Here is a 17116-nt window from a genome sequence, read left to right as displayed (position 1 = left end):
GTTCAAAGTGTCCAACAATGGGTACCTGTTTTTTTAAAATCTCATGTTACTTTTTGTTTTTGTCCAAAATTGCTGTTGCATCCTTACGGAAGGAGACAGCCGCTTCTTGAACCGTTATTTTCTTGTACATTATTTTCTCAGCTGTATCTTTTAGCAGCTTCTCGATTTCGATGGAACCAACTGGGTTCGGAGGATCCATTGGCGCACTGTTTTTCTCAGCCCATGCGACATAGTCAAATACTTTTACTTCATTCGGGCTTAACAGCGGTTTCAAAGCTTCTTTCACTTTGGATGCTACTGGTACTCCGCGCTCGCCTTTAATGATTTTATTCGCTTCAATATCATTGATCCAGAAATCAATAAATTTAGCCGCTTCTTCTTGTACTTTGGAACTGCTTGATACGGACCAGTACATACTTGGTTTCAGGAATAACCCTTTGTTTGCATCAGGACCTGGCATTGGCTGCAGGACAAGCTCACGTTTCGATGCTGTAGCTAGACCAATAAATTGATTGGACCAACCATTGGAGGAAATGGAATTACCTAATGTCAACTCGTCATCTTCTGGTGTGCCTTTCTTTTGGGCAGCCTTATCAAGCGCTAGCACACTTCCAGCATCATAATACTTCTGGGAGCGAGTGAAATAATCAATAAACAGCTTATCGTCGGTATAACCAAGGGCTGTGCCTTCCGCGTTATACATTTTTTGACCAAGTGTACGCAGGTAATAAGGGAAGAAAACGTCATCTCGGAAACCGCCCGTGATTTTGCCCGCAGCTTTCGCTTTTGCAGTAATCGCATCCATATCATTCCATGTCCAGTTCTTTTCAGGAGGCGTTATATTGGCTTTTTTCAACATCTCGAAGTCCATGATGCTGGTCAAAGCATTAACCCCTAAGTTCATAGCTACGAGCTTCCCGCCTACTTGACCACCCGAAACAGCATTTGGACTTACGTCGTCTACGTTAAGAACTTTACTCTTCGTAAAAGGTGTCAAATCCGCCAATTGGTTTCTTCCACCGTATTGTGTTAAATACGAGATATCCATTTGTATAATATCTGGCAGTTGGTTAGCAGCAGCCTGAGGCGCAAGCTTTTTCCAATAATCATCAAAAGCGGCATATTCAGCTTCAATTTTAACGTTCGGATGTGATTTCTCATACATTTCGATAACTTTGAGCGTATAATCGTGGCGCGCTTGACCTCCCCACCAAGCCATACGAAGCTTAACTGGGTCCTTACTTGCACTAACTGTTGCACTAGGAGTCGTTGCTGTTGTTGGCGCTGTTGTGGCTCCACCACTTTGGTTACTAGAAGTACCTGAAGAACAAGCGGTTGCAGTGAAAATCATGGACAATGACATTAATGTGAATACTGCCTTTTTCATGTTTTTTCTCCCCTTTGTACGTACATTTCAGAAACCGTAATCGCTTACATTCCTATTATCTTCTATAAATTAACATTTGGTAATTTAAAATTCCGTCCTCTTTGTTCAAATTTCAGTCTTGTAAAAAGAAAAAAGACAATACCTCTGCGTAGGTATTGTCCCTTATTCGACGTACTATCCGATCAGTCTCATTAACCCTTTGTACGCTAGTTCCTCGAATTTACTAACGACCTTATCCCGCTCCATCGCCCACTCGCAATCCTCAAGTGCGCAAGCAACCGGTGCATCTAAGCGAATCGTCGCCAGATCAAGCGATAGATGAAGCATATCCAGCTCAGCCTCAATCTTCGTCCGCACACCCTTCGGAAGTGCAGCTAAGTTTTCTAAGATACCCGCGATATTCTGGTACTCATTCAGCAGCTTCGTTGCTGTTTTCTCGCCGATCCCTTTGACCCCAGGATAATTATCTGCCGTGTCTCCCGTTAATCCTTTCAGATCAATGATTTGAGCTGGAGTCAGGCTCTTCTCCTCCATAAGTGTATCTAGGGTATACACCATGTAGTTGGATTGCCCTTTTTTCATAATAATGACTTCCGTGTTCTCATTAACAAGCTGCAGCATATCATGATCCCCTGTAAGAATCTGCACTTTCGTATGTGGGCTGTATGTACGAGCCAAAGTGCCGATACAATCGTCGGCTTCATAACCAACTACGCCTACATTTGGAATGTTAAAGCTAGCTGTCACGTCTTTGACCAAATCAAATTGGGGGATTAACTCCTCGGGAGCAGGTCCGCGATTCGCCTTGTAGGCTTCAAATTTCTCTGTGCGGAAAGTCTTGCTTCCCATATCCCAACAACATACAACATGCGTAGGTTTGAAGGTTTCGATCGCATCTAGCAAATATTTCAGAAATCCGTACACGCCGTTAATCGGCACGCCATGGTCTGTTCTCATAATATAACCACTAGATGAAGTAGCGTAAAAACCGCGAAATAATAAGGCCATGCCGTCAACTAACAGCACGGATTCAGATGAATTGTGTGACATCAATAATCGCTCCCATTCGTATAATGCCTATGAAAAAATATGAACTTGTTACGAGTAGTATAGCACGGGACCTGTGTTCCCGACACGCAAAAACCCGCCATCAGCAAAAGTTACCAACGTCACCAACGATGATGATTGCAGACCAACAATGGGTCGGGTACAATGAAATTAATGCATATGCCATACTAGGAGCTGATGAATATGGTATCAATCAAATCCACAAAATCCGTAGACCATATCAAAGAACAGCAAGAATCTTATTCGGAGACAGCTCCAGAGTTCCTGGACATAGAGTACGAGCGTTATGAGATCATTGAAGGCATTCGTTATGATCTTTCCCCTTCGCCCACAGTAACCCATCAACGAATCTCTGCTGCCCTTCACATCATGTTACACCAAACCTGCCACCCAAATGCTACCATTCTTTACTCTCCTATCGTTGTGTATCTAGATGAGGAAAACCTGTTTCAACCTGATCTTGTCGTCATCCGGCACGAAAACGAATCGATCATTAAGGAGAAGCGCATCGAAGGAGCACCTGATTTTGTGTTGGAAATCCTTTCACCGAGAACGAGTCAGAATGACAAGATCCGCAAGAAACGCCAATATGAACGATTTGGTATAAGGGAGTACTGGATTGCAGACCCTGTGCACCGCACAATCGATCAATTCATTTTGACTAACGGGAAATTCCTGCTACAGGAAACCTACGGAATTGAGGATATGCTGACATCCCCTCTGATGACCTGTATCCAAATCGACGTCAGTCGTGTGTTCCCAGCCATAGTTGAAGCGTAGTTTTTTATCTAAATTCGCAACTAGCGGCTCGTATGCCAGTTAATTTCCTGAATGAATTCCGTTATTGATTCGTTCAAGCGTGTGGAGATTTCATCATCCAGAATCGCTTGCCCTTGGTCGCCCCATGTTACTTGTTTATCGAGGACATACACACCTTGCAGAATGTTCTGTGCGCCTAGAACGGATAATACTGGCTTAAGAGCATAATCGATCGCCAGCAAGTGGGCATAGGTTCCCCCAACCGCTAGTGGAAGTACGATTTTGCGCTCGAGTCCTTTTTGCGGCAAAAGATCCAGATATGCTTTCAACACGCCTGTGTAGGAAGCCTTGTAGACGGGTGTAGCTACGAAGACAGCGTCAGCCTCAGCTACCCGCTTATTCGCATTGATAATCGCCTCGCTGTCAAACTTAGCATACAACAAATCCTCTGCAGGAATGTCGCGAACCTTAATCCAGTCTACTTCAAGACCTGCTTGCTGAAGTGCGCTTTTGGCGACTTCAATCACACCATGTAAGCGGGAGGTTGGGGTTGGACTTCCTGAAATAATCACTACTTTAGCCATTCGATACACTCTCCATTTGCAATGTGATGAGAAAAAGAGACTCCGCTACCTTGTGTTCGATACAAAGTGGGAGTCTCCTGCTGTGAGGTCGACTTATTTAATTCACAGTATTTCACTTGGAATTATATTATCATGGCTTACTAGGGACGTCAATGCGTTCGGCTCAAAAGAAATTCCAGCCCGGCATCCACCGTAAAAAGAACGAGTATTTAGACGGTATGATCATACCCGATAGAATGGGGTAGAACAGTGCGAATAGCACGAATACGGCGGCCAGGTAACCGTACACCCATCTTCTTTTGTGCAAAGGACCCTGCTCCAGATAGTCTTTGATGTAATAAGTTAAGATCAGCACTAGGAACGGCACCATAGCAAAATAGTGGTAAATGAACGTCAATCTGGGTACCAGCATCCACGGCAAATACTGTGAGCAGTAGCCAATTAGCAGCATTCGCAGCAATTTATCTTTACGTACGATCGCGATATAGAAGGACATCAGCACCGCAATAAAGCCTGGCCACCAAACAAGCGGGTTACCGAATGAAACGATGCTCGAGAGCATGCCCGGCGGCATAAGCTTCGCTTGATAATACCAGATCGGACGCAGCATCATCGGCCATTCCCACCAAGGTGAGGAGAACGGATGCGTTGCGACTAAATCCTTGTGGTATTTGTACATATGAACCTGGTAGGTTACAACATCCTTCAAATTATGTCCTGGACCCGGAACCATCATGAAAGGGATATAAGATAGCGTATAGACACCCAGCGGCACGATGACAAACGTGAGTACACACCAGAGTAAGGTAAGCAGCGTATTTCGGACGAAAAGCTTTTGCACACGTTGGAGCTGTGTTGATTCGGCTTCGGTGAGATTAATACGTCCCTCTTCCTCGTCAACTACTCCTTCGCTTTCTGGCTCATCTCGCCTATTCAACAGTAATCGCTTGGCAAATTGGTACTCTCTGTATCTCTCCCATAACGAGATGAATAATAGCACCGCTAAACCAGCACCGCCATAAATCACAATCCATTTGGACGCAGCACCGATACCGAAGAACAAACCGGACAGCCCAAGCGGAATAAGTGTTGCCCAAAGCTTCCCTCGGTAGAAGCTCAACGTTGTGTAGCGATACATAAAATAGAACATCAGCATGATGAAAAACACGCCATACACATCAATCGTGGAAATTCTCGTCTGCGCAAAATGCATGAAATCAAAGCTAAGTAAGAAGGCAGCAATGAGTGCATATTCAGAACGCCCAAACATCCGCTTGGCGAACACATACATAATAGGAATCATACCGACGCCGAATAACGTACCGATAATTCGCCATCCAAATGGATTTAAACCGAACACATAAATCCCGATAGAAATCAGTATTTTGCCCAGTGGGGGATGCGTGCTTTCATACGGCTCTATCTTGTGTAGATGCTCATAAGCCGTTCTTGCATGATAAATCTCATCAAAATACGTACCATTCATATACGTAGGCGTATATGGAACGACACTTGCTTCATCAAATAAATGAGCGGTTTTCCCCTCATCGGAAGCATTGACGTCTTGTTCCTTCACACTGGCGATCGGTAATGGGGTCGTACCTCCATCTCCGAATATCCCGATCTCATGAAGATGCAGCTTGGCACTCTCTTGCGCGTCGATCACAATCTTCACATACCGTGCTTCTTTATTCGCTTCAACGGTGTGCCAAGTGAACACCTTCGTATGGTCAGATTTTACCGCCATGGCATCCTGCCACTGCTCACCATCTTTGGAAAACCAATACGAATAAGCACCTTCCCCAACACCAGCAAAGCTATTGATACGAGAAATCTGATGAGTGCCACCGAGATCAGCAATAACAGTCTCTCCTGCACCCGTTGGCTGCCAGAAAGTCGTCGGATCCTTATGCCCGCCTAAATGAAACAGTGCAATAATCGCATAGACTACCACGAGAGCGCCTAAGTACAAGACATCCTTTCGCGAGAAGAAGCGTCCGCGCTTACTTCGCTCTATATGATCCTCCGCAGGCAGGATAACCGCCTTCCACAGAGAGGTCTCTCTTACATCCGTTGTTTTCTCTTGAGGCTCCTCTTGCACTGGAAGCACTTCAACCTTGTCATTAACTGGAGGTATTGTCTCCTCCACAGTCCCATCTTGATCTGATTTCACGAAAAGCCTCCATCCCAATATACACGCATAGACAAACATCATAACATTGATCCCCGAAACCGTCAGCATCAATGGATTATATCGCGGAATGTGATAGTCTTGATGAAAGCTGCGCAAGAGCACATCGCCGATATTGATAAAATGCGTGATGCTGAAGCCTATAAAAAGCCATAAAATCCGGCGATCCTTCATATAAATGAAGCTCGTTAAAGCTAGCAATAAGCCATAGTGTAAATAGCGCTCGTGCATTTTGGTCATACATATAAATACGGCTGTGATAAATAAGAAGGAAATGTACAAGACAGCACCGCGTCGATGCCTCCCCATCACATACAGGAAGATGACATAGAGAATGGATAGCGCCATTAAGACAAGTCCCATCCATTTATAGGACAAGTGCCCAAAACCACTGTTCATATCCACGAAGTTTCCGCCGAGAAGTGAAAACAGATTAAACGCATTGAGTGACGCATACGGATAGGAAGCTAACGTGCCCGAATACAACTCGATCATCCATCCATAACCTCTACCCACTGAAAAAGGCAGTGAAAGAACAGCCATCGTAGCTATGCCAGTCAAAACACTCAACAGCCAAACCATCACGTTGCGTGCCCGTATGACATCGATTAATAGAAATACGCCAAACAGCAGCGCTTGAGGCTTAAGCAAGAGAGCAAGAGCAATAAAGAAGGCCGCTTGAGGCAGTTTGCCCTTCATTTGCATCAACAATGTGGCAACAACACAGAGCATGAAAAAAGAATCCACCTGTCCCCATACCGCTGAATTCGCCCAAATGGCGGGGTTAAAGGCAAATAAGGCCGCAATCCAGAGCGCCTGCTTCCAGGTACGTGCCCCCTCTTGCTTACTAATCGCTAGACGGAAAAGCAGATAGACAGTCCCTAGATCCGCAAGAATTGCGGGCAGCTTAAGGATGATTAAGGAGCTCCCACTCTCCCAAGGGATAGAGAACTTATGATGAAAGAAACCGACAACGTATAAGACGTACATGTAACCAGGGGGATAATCTAGGAAATAATCTTTGGCATTCGAGTATAAATCCTTTAAACCAACCGTATAGGCGCGATCCGCCCATGCCATGAACGTTCGCACGTCCGTATCATAACCTACCCACGTGGGGGCCAAAACTAGTCTAAGTATGAGGGCAATCAGAAGCATGAGTCCTAAGAGTAAGAATGAGTTGGGAGCGAATCCCCGTTGTTTGAACCAACTTACCATGCGACATCTCCTTAGCATTAAACTCTCCCTATTATACCTGTCCACACGCATCCAGAAAAGGAAAAAAGCACCGACGCTAAGTCAGTGCTTGGGTTCAATCTTTTCTATGCGCTCACAAATGTCATGCAACCAGTCATAGTCCCCTGTCATGGAGGCGCATAGCGATAAATTTTCTAGTTTTAATCGGTTCCATACATAAGTCGCGTTCGCTTCCATGCACAGCATTAATTCCTCTTGTTCGCCTCGAGTTAACTCTCGGGCTCTGCGTAGTGTCCATAATTCCGCCATACGTTGATGAACGGCTAACATGGTTCTTAGCCCCCTGCTCCGTGGAGTCGCTTTCATTATGTAGTATGGACAAAGTGAAGAGAGTCGAAACAACGAAAAAGTTCTAGACCCCGTGCGTTTATTTTCTTATAATTAAACTAATATAAAGGCAATGCTACCTAACAGGTACAACCTCGGATTCGAAACTTTCGAATGCAGGTTAGTACCTGTTTTTTGCGTTTTACCACATAAGAAAGAATAAGTTTTCGGTTCCCGAAAACGTCTTTCTTATTGGCGATAAAACCTACATCTAAACGCGGTCGCTCATCATTGAATGGCCTCGATAGAGGTTTTCTCACAATTACCCAGAGGGGGCTTATTGGATGTCGATGGTCATTGAAGCGGTCTATCACCGCCCTAAATTAAACTGGTCTTATGCCTATGATGAAAAAACCGTACATATCCGAATTCGCACGAAGCGCGATGATGTGAAAAAGGTTTATGTGTACGCCGGGGATAAATATGCTTGGGAACGTACCTCCGATTATATCGAAATGCGTATTTTAACAAGTGATGCGTTATTTGACTATTGGGAAGCTGCGATTCAGCCGCCTTATCGGCGCTTGCGATATGGTTTTAAATTGCAAAATGGGAAAGAAAAGCTCTGGTTAACGGAGCAAGGCTTTTTCCCTAAGGAACCGAAGGATTCCAACGGCATGTTTGAGTATCCTTTCCTTAACCCTGCAGACATCCTCAAGCCCCCAGCTTGGGTGAAGGATGCTGTGTTTTATCAGATTTTCCCTGAACGTTTTGCAAATGGTGATCCCAGCCTAGATCCTTCCGATGTTGAGCCTTGGGGCGGCAAGCCCACCCCTACGAATTTTTTTGGCGGGGATTTGTTAGGTGTACAGCAGCACCTAGATCACTTATCTGAGCTGGGTATTACTGCGATTTATTTCACACCCGTGTTCGAAGCGACCACCAATCATAAGTATGATACTAGGGATTATAAGAAAGTAGATCCGCAATTCGGAACCAACGAGACTTTAAAAGCGTTAATCGAAGCTTGCCATAGTCGCGGAATCCGTGTCTTGCTTGATGCGGTATTCAATCATTGCGGGCTTACCTTCCCACCATTCGTCGATGTTATGGAGAAAGGAGCTGACTCTGCCTATGCAGACTGGTTCCATGTCAGAGAGTGGCCGCTTCGTGTAGATGACGATGGCATCCCAACATATGAGACTTTTGCCTTCGAGCCCATCATGCCTAAGCTTAATACAGAGAACGAAGAGGTCAAAGCCTACTTGCTGGAGGTCGCTGAATTCTGGGTAAAAGAAATCGGCATCGACGGCTGGCGCCTGGACGTTGCCAATGAAGTCGACCATCATTTCTGGCGTCAATTCCATGATAAGGTGAAACGCATCAATCCGGATGCTTATATCCTCGGTGAAATTTGGCACGATTCCATGATGTGGCTGCAAGGCGATCAGTTCGACGCTGTCATGAACTATCCTTTTACGACGGCGGTTCTAGACTTCGTAACCACAGGTAAGCTCGACGGCTATGGCTTCGCCAATGCCATTGGTGCCCAGCTGGCCAGTTATCCGCAGCAAGCTAATGAAGCTGCGTTCAATCTGCTGGACAGCCACGACACGCCTCGCCTGCTCACGCAGTGCGGCGAGGATAAGCGCCGGATGAAGCTGGCCGCGCTGCTTCAGTTCACGTTCCCTGGGACGCCGTGTATTTACTACGGCGACGAGATAGGGCTTAGCGGCGGCGGCGACCCCGATTGCCGCCGCTGCATGGAATGGGACGCGTCCTTGCAGGACCGCGACCTGTTCGAGTTCTACCGCAGGCTCATCGCCCTGCGGCGCAATACCGAAGCGCTGCGCACCGGCGCATTGCGCTTCCTGCACGCCAAGCCGGGCGATGCGCGGCTTGTGCTCGAGCGCGTTAACGAAGATGGTGAGCATCTGCTCATCTTCGTTAACGCAGGCAGACGCTCTGCGCAGCTGAGCGTCAAGGTCTCTGGCGAGCGCCGCTGGCGCGATGCGCTCGAAGGCGGCGCCGCGGCCGAGCCGGTCGGCGGCAAGCTGCGGCTGCAGCTGCCGGCGTACGGCTACGCCGTGCTGCGCGCGGAGTAGCGTATGCTGCTAAGGTACCTTCGGAGATTTACTGAATTCGCACCTCTCCCTCATCTGTAAACTGAGGGTGCGATAGAGATGCCCCATGTTCGACAGTTAGAAAATGTGAACACTCTAATGGACAGTAAGGTCGTTATTTGATCAGATACCTCACCATGCAAATACTATCGGACACAGCTGCCGTTATTTTGACCTTTAACGATGATTTCCGCCTGATTATCGCTTAATAGCGTATTTGGTGTTCGATAAATAATCAGGATTATTGATTTCAGCTATTTAACGTCGTCTATGTCCGTTAGGCACCACCGCAACACAAAAGCCCCCTTCGCCACACTGTAAAGTGCCGACGAAGGGGGTACCTATATCCTACTTCTTTAAAATCACACTCGAATAAGCAGGCACAACCAGCTTCTTCCCATCAAGCTTCCAACCCTTAACCGTGAACCGTTTCACCTTCGTGAAGCCGGTATTCACTTGCTCCTCACTCAGGTCCAGCACTTGCTCCTGCCCCGAGAGATTGTGAACAACAAGGAGCGCCTCCTTGGCTTCGCCTCTCACATAAGCTGCGATGTGCTCATTACTGGCCTTAAATTCAGCAATCTTCCCACCCTGCAGAGCGGGCTCCTCGTTTCGCCATTGAATCAGCTTCTTATACTGATTCAGCAACGAACTCGAATCCTTCAGCTGATCAGCCACATTCGGTGCTCCTTCTTTGTTGTAGCGCGGAGCCTCCCAAGTGGTCTGCCCAGCAACGCCCGCAGCAGTCCAATGCATCGGCTCACGCAAGTACTCGTCCGGTTTCATGCCCAACATGCCAATTTCCTCGCCATAATAAAGGAACGGGTTGCCTGGCATGGTGAGCAGCAGGGCTGCAGCCATTTTAGCATGGTCCACATTGCCCTGTAACGCACTCATCACCCGCGTCTGGTCATGGTTGGACAGGAATGGCGCATCAATGAATTTGCCGCCAGAGGTTTTGTCATATAAGCCATATGCCCTTTCAAGTGTAAACGCAATGTTTCCTGCGGTCTCGGAATTCGCCGAGCTAATCAGCGTTTTCGCCAAATCGAAGTTAAACCCAGAATCGAGAGCATTGTCTAAGTAAGGCGCAATAACGGCAATACTATCCCAAATTTCTCCGACTACATAAGCATGCTCATTCACATCCCGCAGACCCGCACGGAATTCTTTCCACCAAGCTACATTTTTCAGCGAGGTTTGAGGATCTTTTTTGGAATCCGTGAGATCTTCATAGACATGCTTGGCCGCGTCTAAACGAAAGCCATCGGCACCTTGCCCCAGCCAGAATTGGCCGACCTTGATCATTTCCTTGCGAACATCCGAATTGTCAAAATTCAAGTCTGGCATGCCTTCCCAGAAAATACCGAGGTAATGGCTGCCATTCTTAAGATGCCACGCCTTGTCTCCAGCGGCACTTTGCCCAGTAGCAGGTTTGCCTTGATCCTCAGCCCAAGTATACCAATCGCGATACGGACTGTTTTTATCTTTGGCAGCTTCGATGAACCAAGGATTCTCGGAACTGGTATGGTTGACGACCAAGTCCATAATGACCTGAATCCCGCGTTTATGCGCCTCTTTGGTTAATGCCTGAAAATCAGCCATCGTACCAAACTCAGAATTAATCTGATAATAATTCGTCACGTCATAGCCGTGATAGCTAGGTGAAGTCATGATCGGCGTTAGCCAAATCCCTTTGATCCCCAGATCCTTTAAGTAGTCGAGCTTGGCCGTAACCCCGTTCAGGTCACCGATCCCATCACCATTCGAATCTTGAAAAGAACGAACGAAAATCTCATAGAACACGCCGTGATTACGGCTGCTCGCCTCGTTCCCCAAGTCTTTCGAGCATCCTGTAACCATCAGCACAAAAGCCATCCCGAGCATCCAGATCAGATTCAGCCTGCGAAATCTACTCATCCTTTGGAAGCTCCTGCCGTTAAGCCATCAACGAGGAAGCGTTGCAAGAAAACGAATAGTATTGTAATCGGCAGGGCAATTAGCACCGACCCTGTCGCAAATAGCGCAAAGTTACTGCTTTGTTCCTTATCCACTAAGTCGAACAAGCCAACAGCAACGGACCAGTGATCTTTGGAACGCAACACCACTTTGGCCAAAATAAAATCGACCCACGCACCTGTAAAGGACATTAATGCGACATAGGTTAGCATTGGCCGAGACAGCGGCAGCATGATTCTTGTGAAAATTTGCAGATTCGATGCACCATCAATGCGTGCCGACTCCTCCAAACTCCGTGGAATGGTGTCAAAAAATCCTTTCACTACAAACGCTTGCAGCAAACCTGCTGCCGAATAAATCGCTACTAGCGCATAAATGTTATCAAATAATTTGAGCTGAAGCAGTAAGACATAGAAAGCGGTTAAGCTCATGAACGTTGGGAACATGCTCAAAATGAGTACACCCGTCATGATCGTTTTTCTGCTTTTGAACCGGAATCTAGACAAGGAATAACCACTGATCGTCGTTAAAATCGTCGAGAAGATCATCGTCAATGTGGCGATTTTCAGCGTATTCCAATACCAGGTTGTAAATTTAAAACGCGTCGAAGTTAATAGCTCGTGATAATGGTCTAAGGTTAAACTTTTCGGAATCAATGTCGGGCTATACAGCGCGGCACCTGGCCGGAATGAGGCTAATACAACCCAAAGCGCAGGATAGATGCAACAGATCGCGATAATAACCAGCACAATATAGCTTAGAAGCAGGCCGAAGGTGAATTTGGATTTTTTACGAGTTGTACTCATTGGATCATATCCTCCTCTTTGAATGAGCGCGTCTTCCGATAGCTCCAGATGGAAAGCGAAGCAATCATAAAGAAGATGATAATCCCGACCGCTGCCGCGATATTGTACTTCTGTTGATCCAACGTCAGCTTATACAGCCAAGTCACTAGCAAATCTGTACTTCCGCCATATTGGTATTTTCCGTTAACCGGATCACCTTTGGTCAATAAGAAAATAACGTTAAAGTTATTGATATTACCTGCAAATTGAATAATCAGTAACGGCGCTGTTGTAAATAAAATGAACGGCATCGTGATGAGACGGAATTTCAGGAATGCGGATGCCCCATCCACTTCAGCGGCTTCATATAGATCTTTGGGTATCGCGGTTAATACCCCCATAATAAGGATCATGGAAACCGGAATACCAACCCACATATTGACGATAATGACGGTAATCTTCGCCATCGTAGGATCTGTCAGCCAAGGAAGCTTACCTAACCCGAAGTAGCCCAAGTATTGATTAATCGGGCCAAACTGTCCGTTGAACATGTTTTTCATGACCAACAAGGAAACCAACTGCGGAATCGCATATGGAATGATGAAAATCGTTCTCCACATGCCTTTTAGGCGAATGCCTTTTTGATTCACAAGTAAAGCTACCAGAACCCCACCCATGTAAGTAGTAAAAGTAGCCACTACCGCCCAAATAATGGTCCATCCTAAGATGTGGAAAAAGGAATAGCTCCAAGTTTTGAACATAATCAAATCATGAAACGTTCGGAAGCCAACCCATTTCAGCACCTTCGCTGGCGGCAGATTATCGGGACCTGAGTAATTTGTAAAGGCAATCAGTATCGTAAAAATAATCGGCAAAATCGTTACGAACAACACACCGATGATAGGAATCGAAAGGAAAATCTCTGGAAAACGCTTATCTAGTACATGTCGCACCGATTGCGCAAAGTTCGCGGGCTGCTTACCCTCTTCCCGCTTCTTCCCTGTTAGGTAAGCGTCTTTAATATTCATCACATATATGACAGCGAAGAGGAAAAGCAGCAGCAATGTAATTAATCCACCCAACATCAGGAAGATGGAATGATCCCCTTTCACTGTCTTGGCAACACCATTTATCGTTTCAAAATGGGTTGGGGTTTTCCCCAGTGTAAACAGTCCCCAGATCGCGTGACTCAAGTTTTTGATAAAATAATTGAGTCCTACAACTTCGATCAGAAGCAGGAGGAGCCCTTTCATATACTGGCGATTATACAATTGTCCAAGGCCAAGACTAATTACAGATAAAGCAGCCGCCATGCGACGATGAGTTCCCATTTTCTTCAGCCAGCTCCTTCCCTATCCTAGAATGGAATCACCCGCCGATTCCTCGACGGGTGTCCGCAACCTATACAAGTGGTTTGATATAATCTTATTTTGTTGCTGCGTTCGTATCTTTAATTTGTTTAACCGCGTTGTCTAGTGTTGCTTTAGGATCTTTGCCATCGTTCCAGATATCGCCTAGTGCTGCGCCCATTGGTGTCCAGATGTTGCCCATTTCTGGAATGGAAGGCATCGCTTGGGACGTTTTCAACTGTTGCAGGAAGCCGTTAGCAAGCTCATCGTTTTTCACACTAGCATCATCCGCTGCCGCTTTATTAGAAGGAAGCTGACCGGAAATTTTGAAGTTTTCCAATTGCGCCGCTTGGGAAGTCGCAAAGTGAGCAAATAGTTTAGCTGCGTTCGGGTATTTCGTATAAGCGTTAACACCTAGAATTTTGATACCTGCAAAGGAAACAGCTGGCTTACCATTAATTGTAGGGATAGGTACTACACCAATGTTAATTTTCGCTTTTTTGTAATCAAGAATAGTCCATGGTCCGTTCAGATCCATTGCAAGCGTACCGCTTGTGAAGAGACCTTTTTTGATGTCATACGTCACATCACCGGATTTCACAGGAAGTACATCCTTTTTCAAAGAAGCAAAGAATTTCGCTCCAGCAACAGCGCCTTCATTGTTTAGACCGATGTCTGTTTTATCTGTACCATTTTTACCAAATACGTAACCACCAGGACCTGCTAGGAACGCATAGTCAAAATAGAAATTGCCGATATCAAACATGAAAGCAAATTTGTTTTTACCAGGATCATTGTACGTTTTAGCAAAAGCTACAACGTCATCGAATGATTTTGGAGGTGTCTTCACCAAGTCTTTGTTATAAATCAGAGCGTAAGTTTCGACGGATTTCGGGTAACCGAACAGTGTATTATTGAAGGTCGCGCCTTGAACAGCAGCTTCCGCGTTGTCTTTTTTCGTTTGATCTGCGAACACATCATTCGGCAGATACAAGCCAGCAGATACCATTTTCCCTAAGTTATCATGCGGGATTACAGTTACGTCAGCTGCTACACCAGCTGGGCCGTCTGCTGTCAATTTAGCCGGTTGATCCGGCGGGTTAACTTCTTCGAATTTAACAGGTACTTTATATTTTGCTTCGAATTGCTTTGCAACGGATTCAATGAATGCCTTTTGATCTGGTGCATCCCATACAACTAGTTTCGCTCCAGCTTCTGGTTTAAGTCCCATATCGTTATCAGTTGTTGTTGCTGTTGTTGCCGCTGCAGTAGCTTTCGGCGCTTCTGTTGCAGCTGCTGCTGAAGGCTTCGCTGTTTCCTCTGGTGCGGAAGAACATGCCGTTACGGATAAGGCAACAACGGATACAGCTGCGATCATGGATAGTGATTTTTTCATTTTTGTAAAACCCCTCTCATATTAGGTAAATAATCAATCTTAGCGTAGTATTGCTGGCATGCTGAACAAATGTAAGCGACTTCATTAATTTGTGCAAACGTTTGCTCATTTTCGTCTAGGAGCAGCTTGCGATTTGTATTCCGTCGAATAAATAGGCTTGATAAGCGTAAGACAATTCTTGCAAGCGCTTTATTCATGTGTAATCATACAACAGGACTATTCATTTGTAAAAACGTTTGCACATATTAAAATAAGCCGTTTACCCAAGAAAATAGACTATTATCTTCTGTTTACTCTCATTTACAAAGTATCTCAAAATATTATTACATGATAAATATCAACTTTTTGCACAAATCGCCATGCAAATTGCACACATGTTAGACGAAGCTAGCAGAACCAGCCTTTTTCTGAGATATCTACAATACACACCCCCTCCCGGTATCTTACAAAGTAATTACCGTTAATTTCAGAGAGTATGCTCACTTTGTGAAGTAGAATTGCGATCTCACATCGGCGAATGTCTTAGCTACAAGCTATTCTCATACAAATGATTTACTTTTGCTTTAGAAATAGCTAACATAGAAAATAACGCATCACGATCCGTGAGCACAATCGTTTGCACTGGAGGTTCGGACCATGTCCGTTACGATTATCGATGTCGCCAAGAAAGCAGGAGTATCTCCTTCTACCGTATCCCGTGTAATATCCGGACATTCTCGTATTAGTTCAGCAACGATCCGCAAAGTGAAAGAAATTATGGACGAATTAGGATATCACCCGAATGTGATGGCTAAGAGTCTTGTATCCAAAACGACACAAACCATTGGTATTCTCCTGCCTCGTTCGGCAGAAGAACTATTCTTAAATCTCTTTTTCTCTGAAATTATTCGCGGCGTCGTGACACAATCTACCCGCAGCGGCTATGACCTCATGATGACCACAGGCACATCAGAGCGTGAAGAGGTCGAAGCGATTACGAGACTTGTCAAAGGACGCAGAGTCGACGGCGTCATTCTGCTCTATTCTCGTAAATCCGACCCTGTGATCTCCTTTTTGCAAGAGATGAAATTCCCTTTTGTCCTTGTGGGTAGAAGCGAAGATTTCCCCGAGGTATTATCAGTTGATAATAATAACGTACTAGCTGCCTACGATGCGACGCGGCATCTGATCGCCCAAGGGCATAAGCGCATCGGCTTCGTGAGCGGTCCTCCTAACCTCATTGTTTCACGTGATCGGATGGATGGCTATGTACAAGCCATGCGTGAAGCCAAGCTGGAGATTCAATCCGAGTGGATTGTTGAGGGCGAATTCCTCCAAGAGAGCGGCTATCGCGCTATGTCTTTTTTCATGAATCTGCCTGAGCGCCCGACTGCGCTTGTCGTCATTGATGATATCGTTGCCTTCGGCGTGCTTCGAGGGGTAACCGAGCTTGGCTATAAAGTACCATCTGACTTAAGCTTGGTCGGTTTTAATAATATTCCTATGTCTGAGCTATCCTCTCCACCGATCAGCTCTATCGATATCGGCATCTATCAGCTCGGATATACAGCTTCACAAACCTTGATTAAAGCCGTCAAGGGAGAACCGATTCATCACAATCACATCATCATTCCACATCGTTTGATGATAAGGGAATCGTCTCTTCATCCTATTCATTCTTGAACTATCGTTACTCTGCGTTGAGAGAAAGGTTTTATCGCAAAATTTTGTGCGCTTGCGGGCGACGGCCGACGGGTTCGCCTTCCATGCGCACTATTTTTGTGCGCTAGCGTGCGACAGCCGGCGGAATCGCCTTCCTTGCGCACTATTTTTGTGCGCTAGCGGGCTACGACCGGCGGAATCGCCTTCCTTGCGCACTATTTTTGTGCGCTAGTGGGCGACGGCCGGCGGATTCGCCTTCCTTGCGCACTATTTTTGTGCGCTAGCGGGCTACGACCGGCGGAATCGCCTCCTCGCGCACAAAAATTGTGCGCTAGCGGGCGACGGCCGAC

12 protein-coding genes are annotated in these 17116 nt (G+C 46.0%); 3 read left to right on the top strand and 9 right to left on the bottom strand.

Features of this window, described 5'->3' with window-relative positions:
* Positions 1-46: 46 nt before the first annotated feature.
* Complete coding sequence (locus AC58QO_RS06095) at positions 47-1387, bottom strand: ABC transporter substrate-binding protein (RefSeq protein WP_497264415.1); 1341 nt, start codon at positions 1385-1387, stop codon at positions 47-49.
* Between the two features lie 174 nt (positions 1388-1561).
* On the bottom strand, positions 1562-2437 hold the full coding sequence (locus tag AC58QO_RS06090; protein ID WP_497264414.1) for a 5'-3' exonuclease: 876 nt from the start codon (positions 2435-2437) through the stop codon (positions 1562-1564).
* Positions 2438-2638: 201 nt separating this feature from the next.
* On the opposite strand from AC58QO_RS06090, the gene AC58QO_RS06085 reads away from it, so the two are divergent.
* Positions 2639-3235: a Uma2 family endonuclease gene (locus tag AC58QO_RS06085; RefSeq protein WP_497264413.1), complete on the top strand. Its 597-nt coding sequence runs from the start codon at positions 2639-2641 to the stop codon at positions 3233-3235.
* 20 nt (positions 3236-3255) lie between these two features.
* Here AC58QO_RS06085 and ssuE read toward each other — a convergent pair whose 3' ends face one another.
* The 3 genes from ssuE to AC58QO_RS06070 all read right to left on the bottom strand — a co-directional run bounded on the left by ssuE (position 3256) and on the right by AC58QO_RS06070 (position 7516).
* A complete protein-coding gene (gene ssuE, locus AC58QO_RS06080) occupies positions 3256-3798 on the bottom strand; it encodes an NADPH-dependent FMN reductase (protein WP_497264412.1) in 543 nt (180 codons plus the stop codon).
* 163 nt (positions 3799-3961) lie between these two features.
* Positions 3962-7207, bottom strand: coding sequence for a glycosyltransferase family 39 protein (locus tag AC58QO_RS06075; RefSeq protein WP_497264411.1), 3246 nt, complete (start codon positions 7205-7207; stop codon positions 3962-3964).
* Between the two features lie 81 nt (positions 7208-7288).
* Positions 7289-7516: a DUF7667 family protein gene (locus AC58QO_RS06070; RefSeq protein WP_497251909.1), complete on the bottom strand. Its 228-nt coding sequence runs from the start codon at positions 7514-7516 to the stop codon at positions 7289-7291.
* A gap of 347 nt (positions 7517-7863) precedes the next feature.
* On the opposite strand from AC58QO_RS06070, the gene AC58QO_RS06065 reads away from it, so the two are divergent.
* Complete coding sequence (locus tag AC58QO_RS06065; RefSeq protein ID WP_497265429.1) at positions 7864-9618, top strand: alpha-glycosidase; 1755 nt, start codon at positions 7864-7866, stop codon at positions 9616-9618.
* A 366-nt stretch (positions 9619-9984) separates the two neighbouring features.
* Here the strand turns inward: AC58QO_RS06065 and AC58QO_RS06060 are convergent, their stop codons facing one another.
* From AC58QO_RS06060 to AC58QO_RS06045, 4 genes are all read right to left on the bottom strand, one after another.
* A complete protein-coding gene (locus AC58QO_RS06060; RefSeq protein WP_497264410.1) occupies positions 9985-11556 on the bottom strand; it encodes an alpha-amylase family glycosyl hydrolase in 1572 nt (523 codons plus the stop codon).
* Entirely contained in the window at positions 11553-12401 is an 849-nt protein-coding gene (locus AC58QO_RS06055; protein ID WP_497264409.1) for a sugar ABC transporter permease, read from the bottom strand. The genes AC58QO_RS06060 and AC58QO_RS06055 overlap by 4 nt, the downstream gene beginning before the upstream one ends.
* On the bottom strand, positions 12398-13711 hold the full coding sequence (locus AC58QO_RS06050; protein ID WP_497264407.1) for a carbohydrate ABC transporter permease: 1314 nt from the start codon (positions 13709-13711) through the stop codon (positions 12398-12400). The genes AC58QO_RS06055 and AC58QO_RS06050 overlap by 4 nt, the downstream gene beginning before the upstream one ends.
* A gap of 94 nt (positions 13712-13805) precedes the next feature.
* Positions 13806-15125, bottom strand: a complete 1320-nt coding sequence (locus AC58QO_RS06045; RefSeq protein WP_497264406.1) for a sugar ABC transporter substrate-binding protein — start codon at positions 15123-15125, stop codon at positions 13806-13808.
* A 636-nt stretch (positions 15126-15761) separates the two neighbouring features.
* On the opposite strand from AC58QO_RS06045, the gene AC58QO_RS06040 reads away from it, so the two are divergent.
* Complete coding sequence (locus tag AC58QO_RS06040) at positions 15762-16787, top strand: LacI family DNA-binding transcriptional regulator (RefSeq protein ID WP_497264405.1); 1026 nt, start codon at positions 15762-15764, stop codon at positions 16785-16787.
* The last annotated feature ends 329 nt before the right edge of the window (positions 16788-17116 follow it).

The sequence above is a fragment of the Paenibacillus sp. J31R30 genome (genome assembly GCF_059692115.1).
Note: the sequence above shows the minus strand (reverse complement) of the source record. Positions and strands in the feature narration are given on the sequence as shown.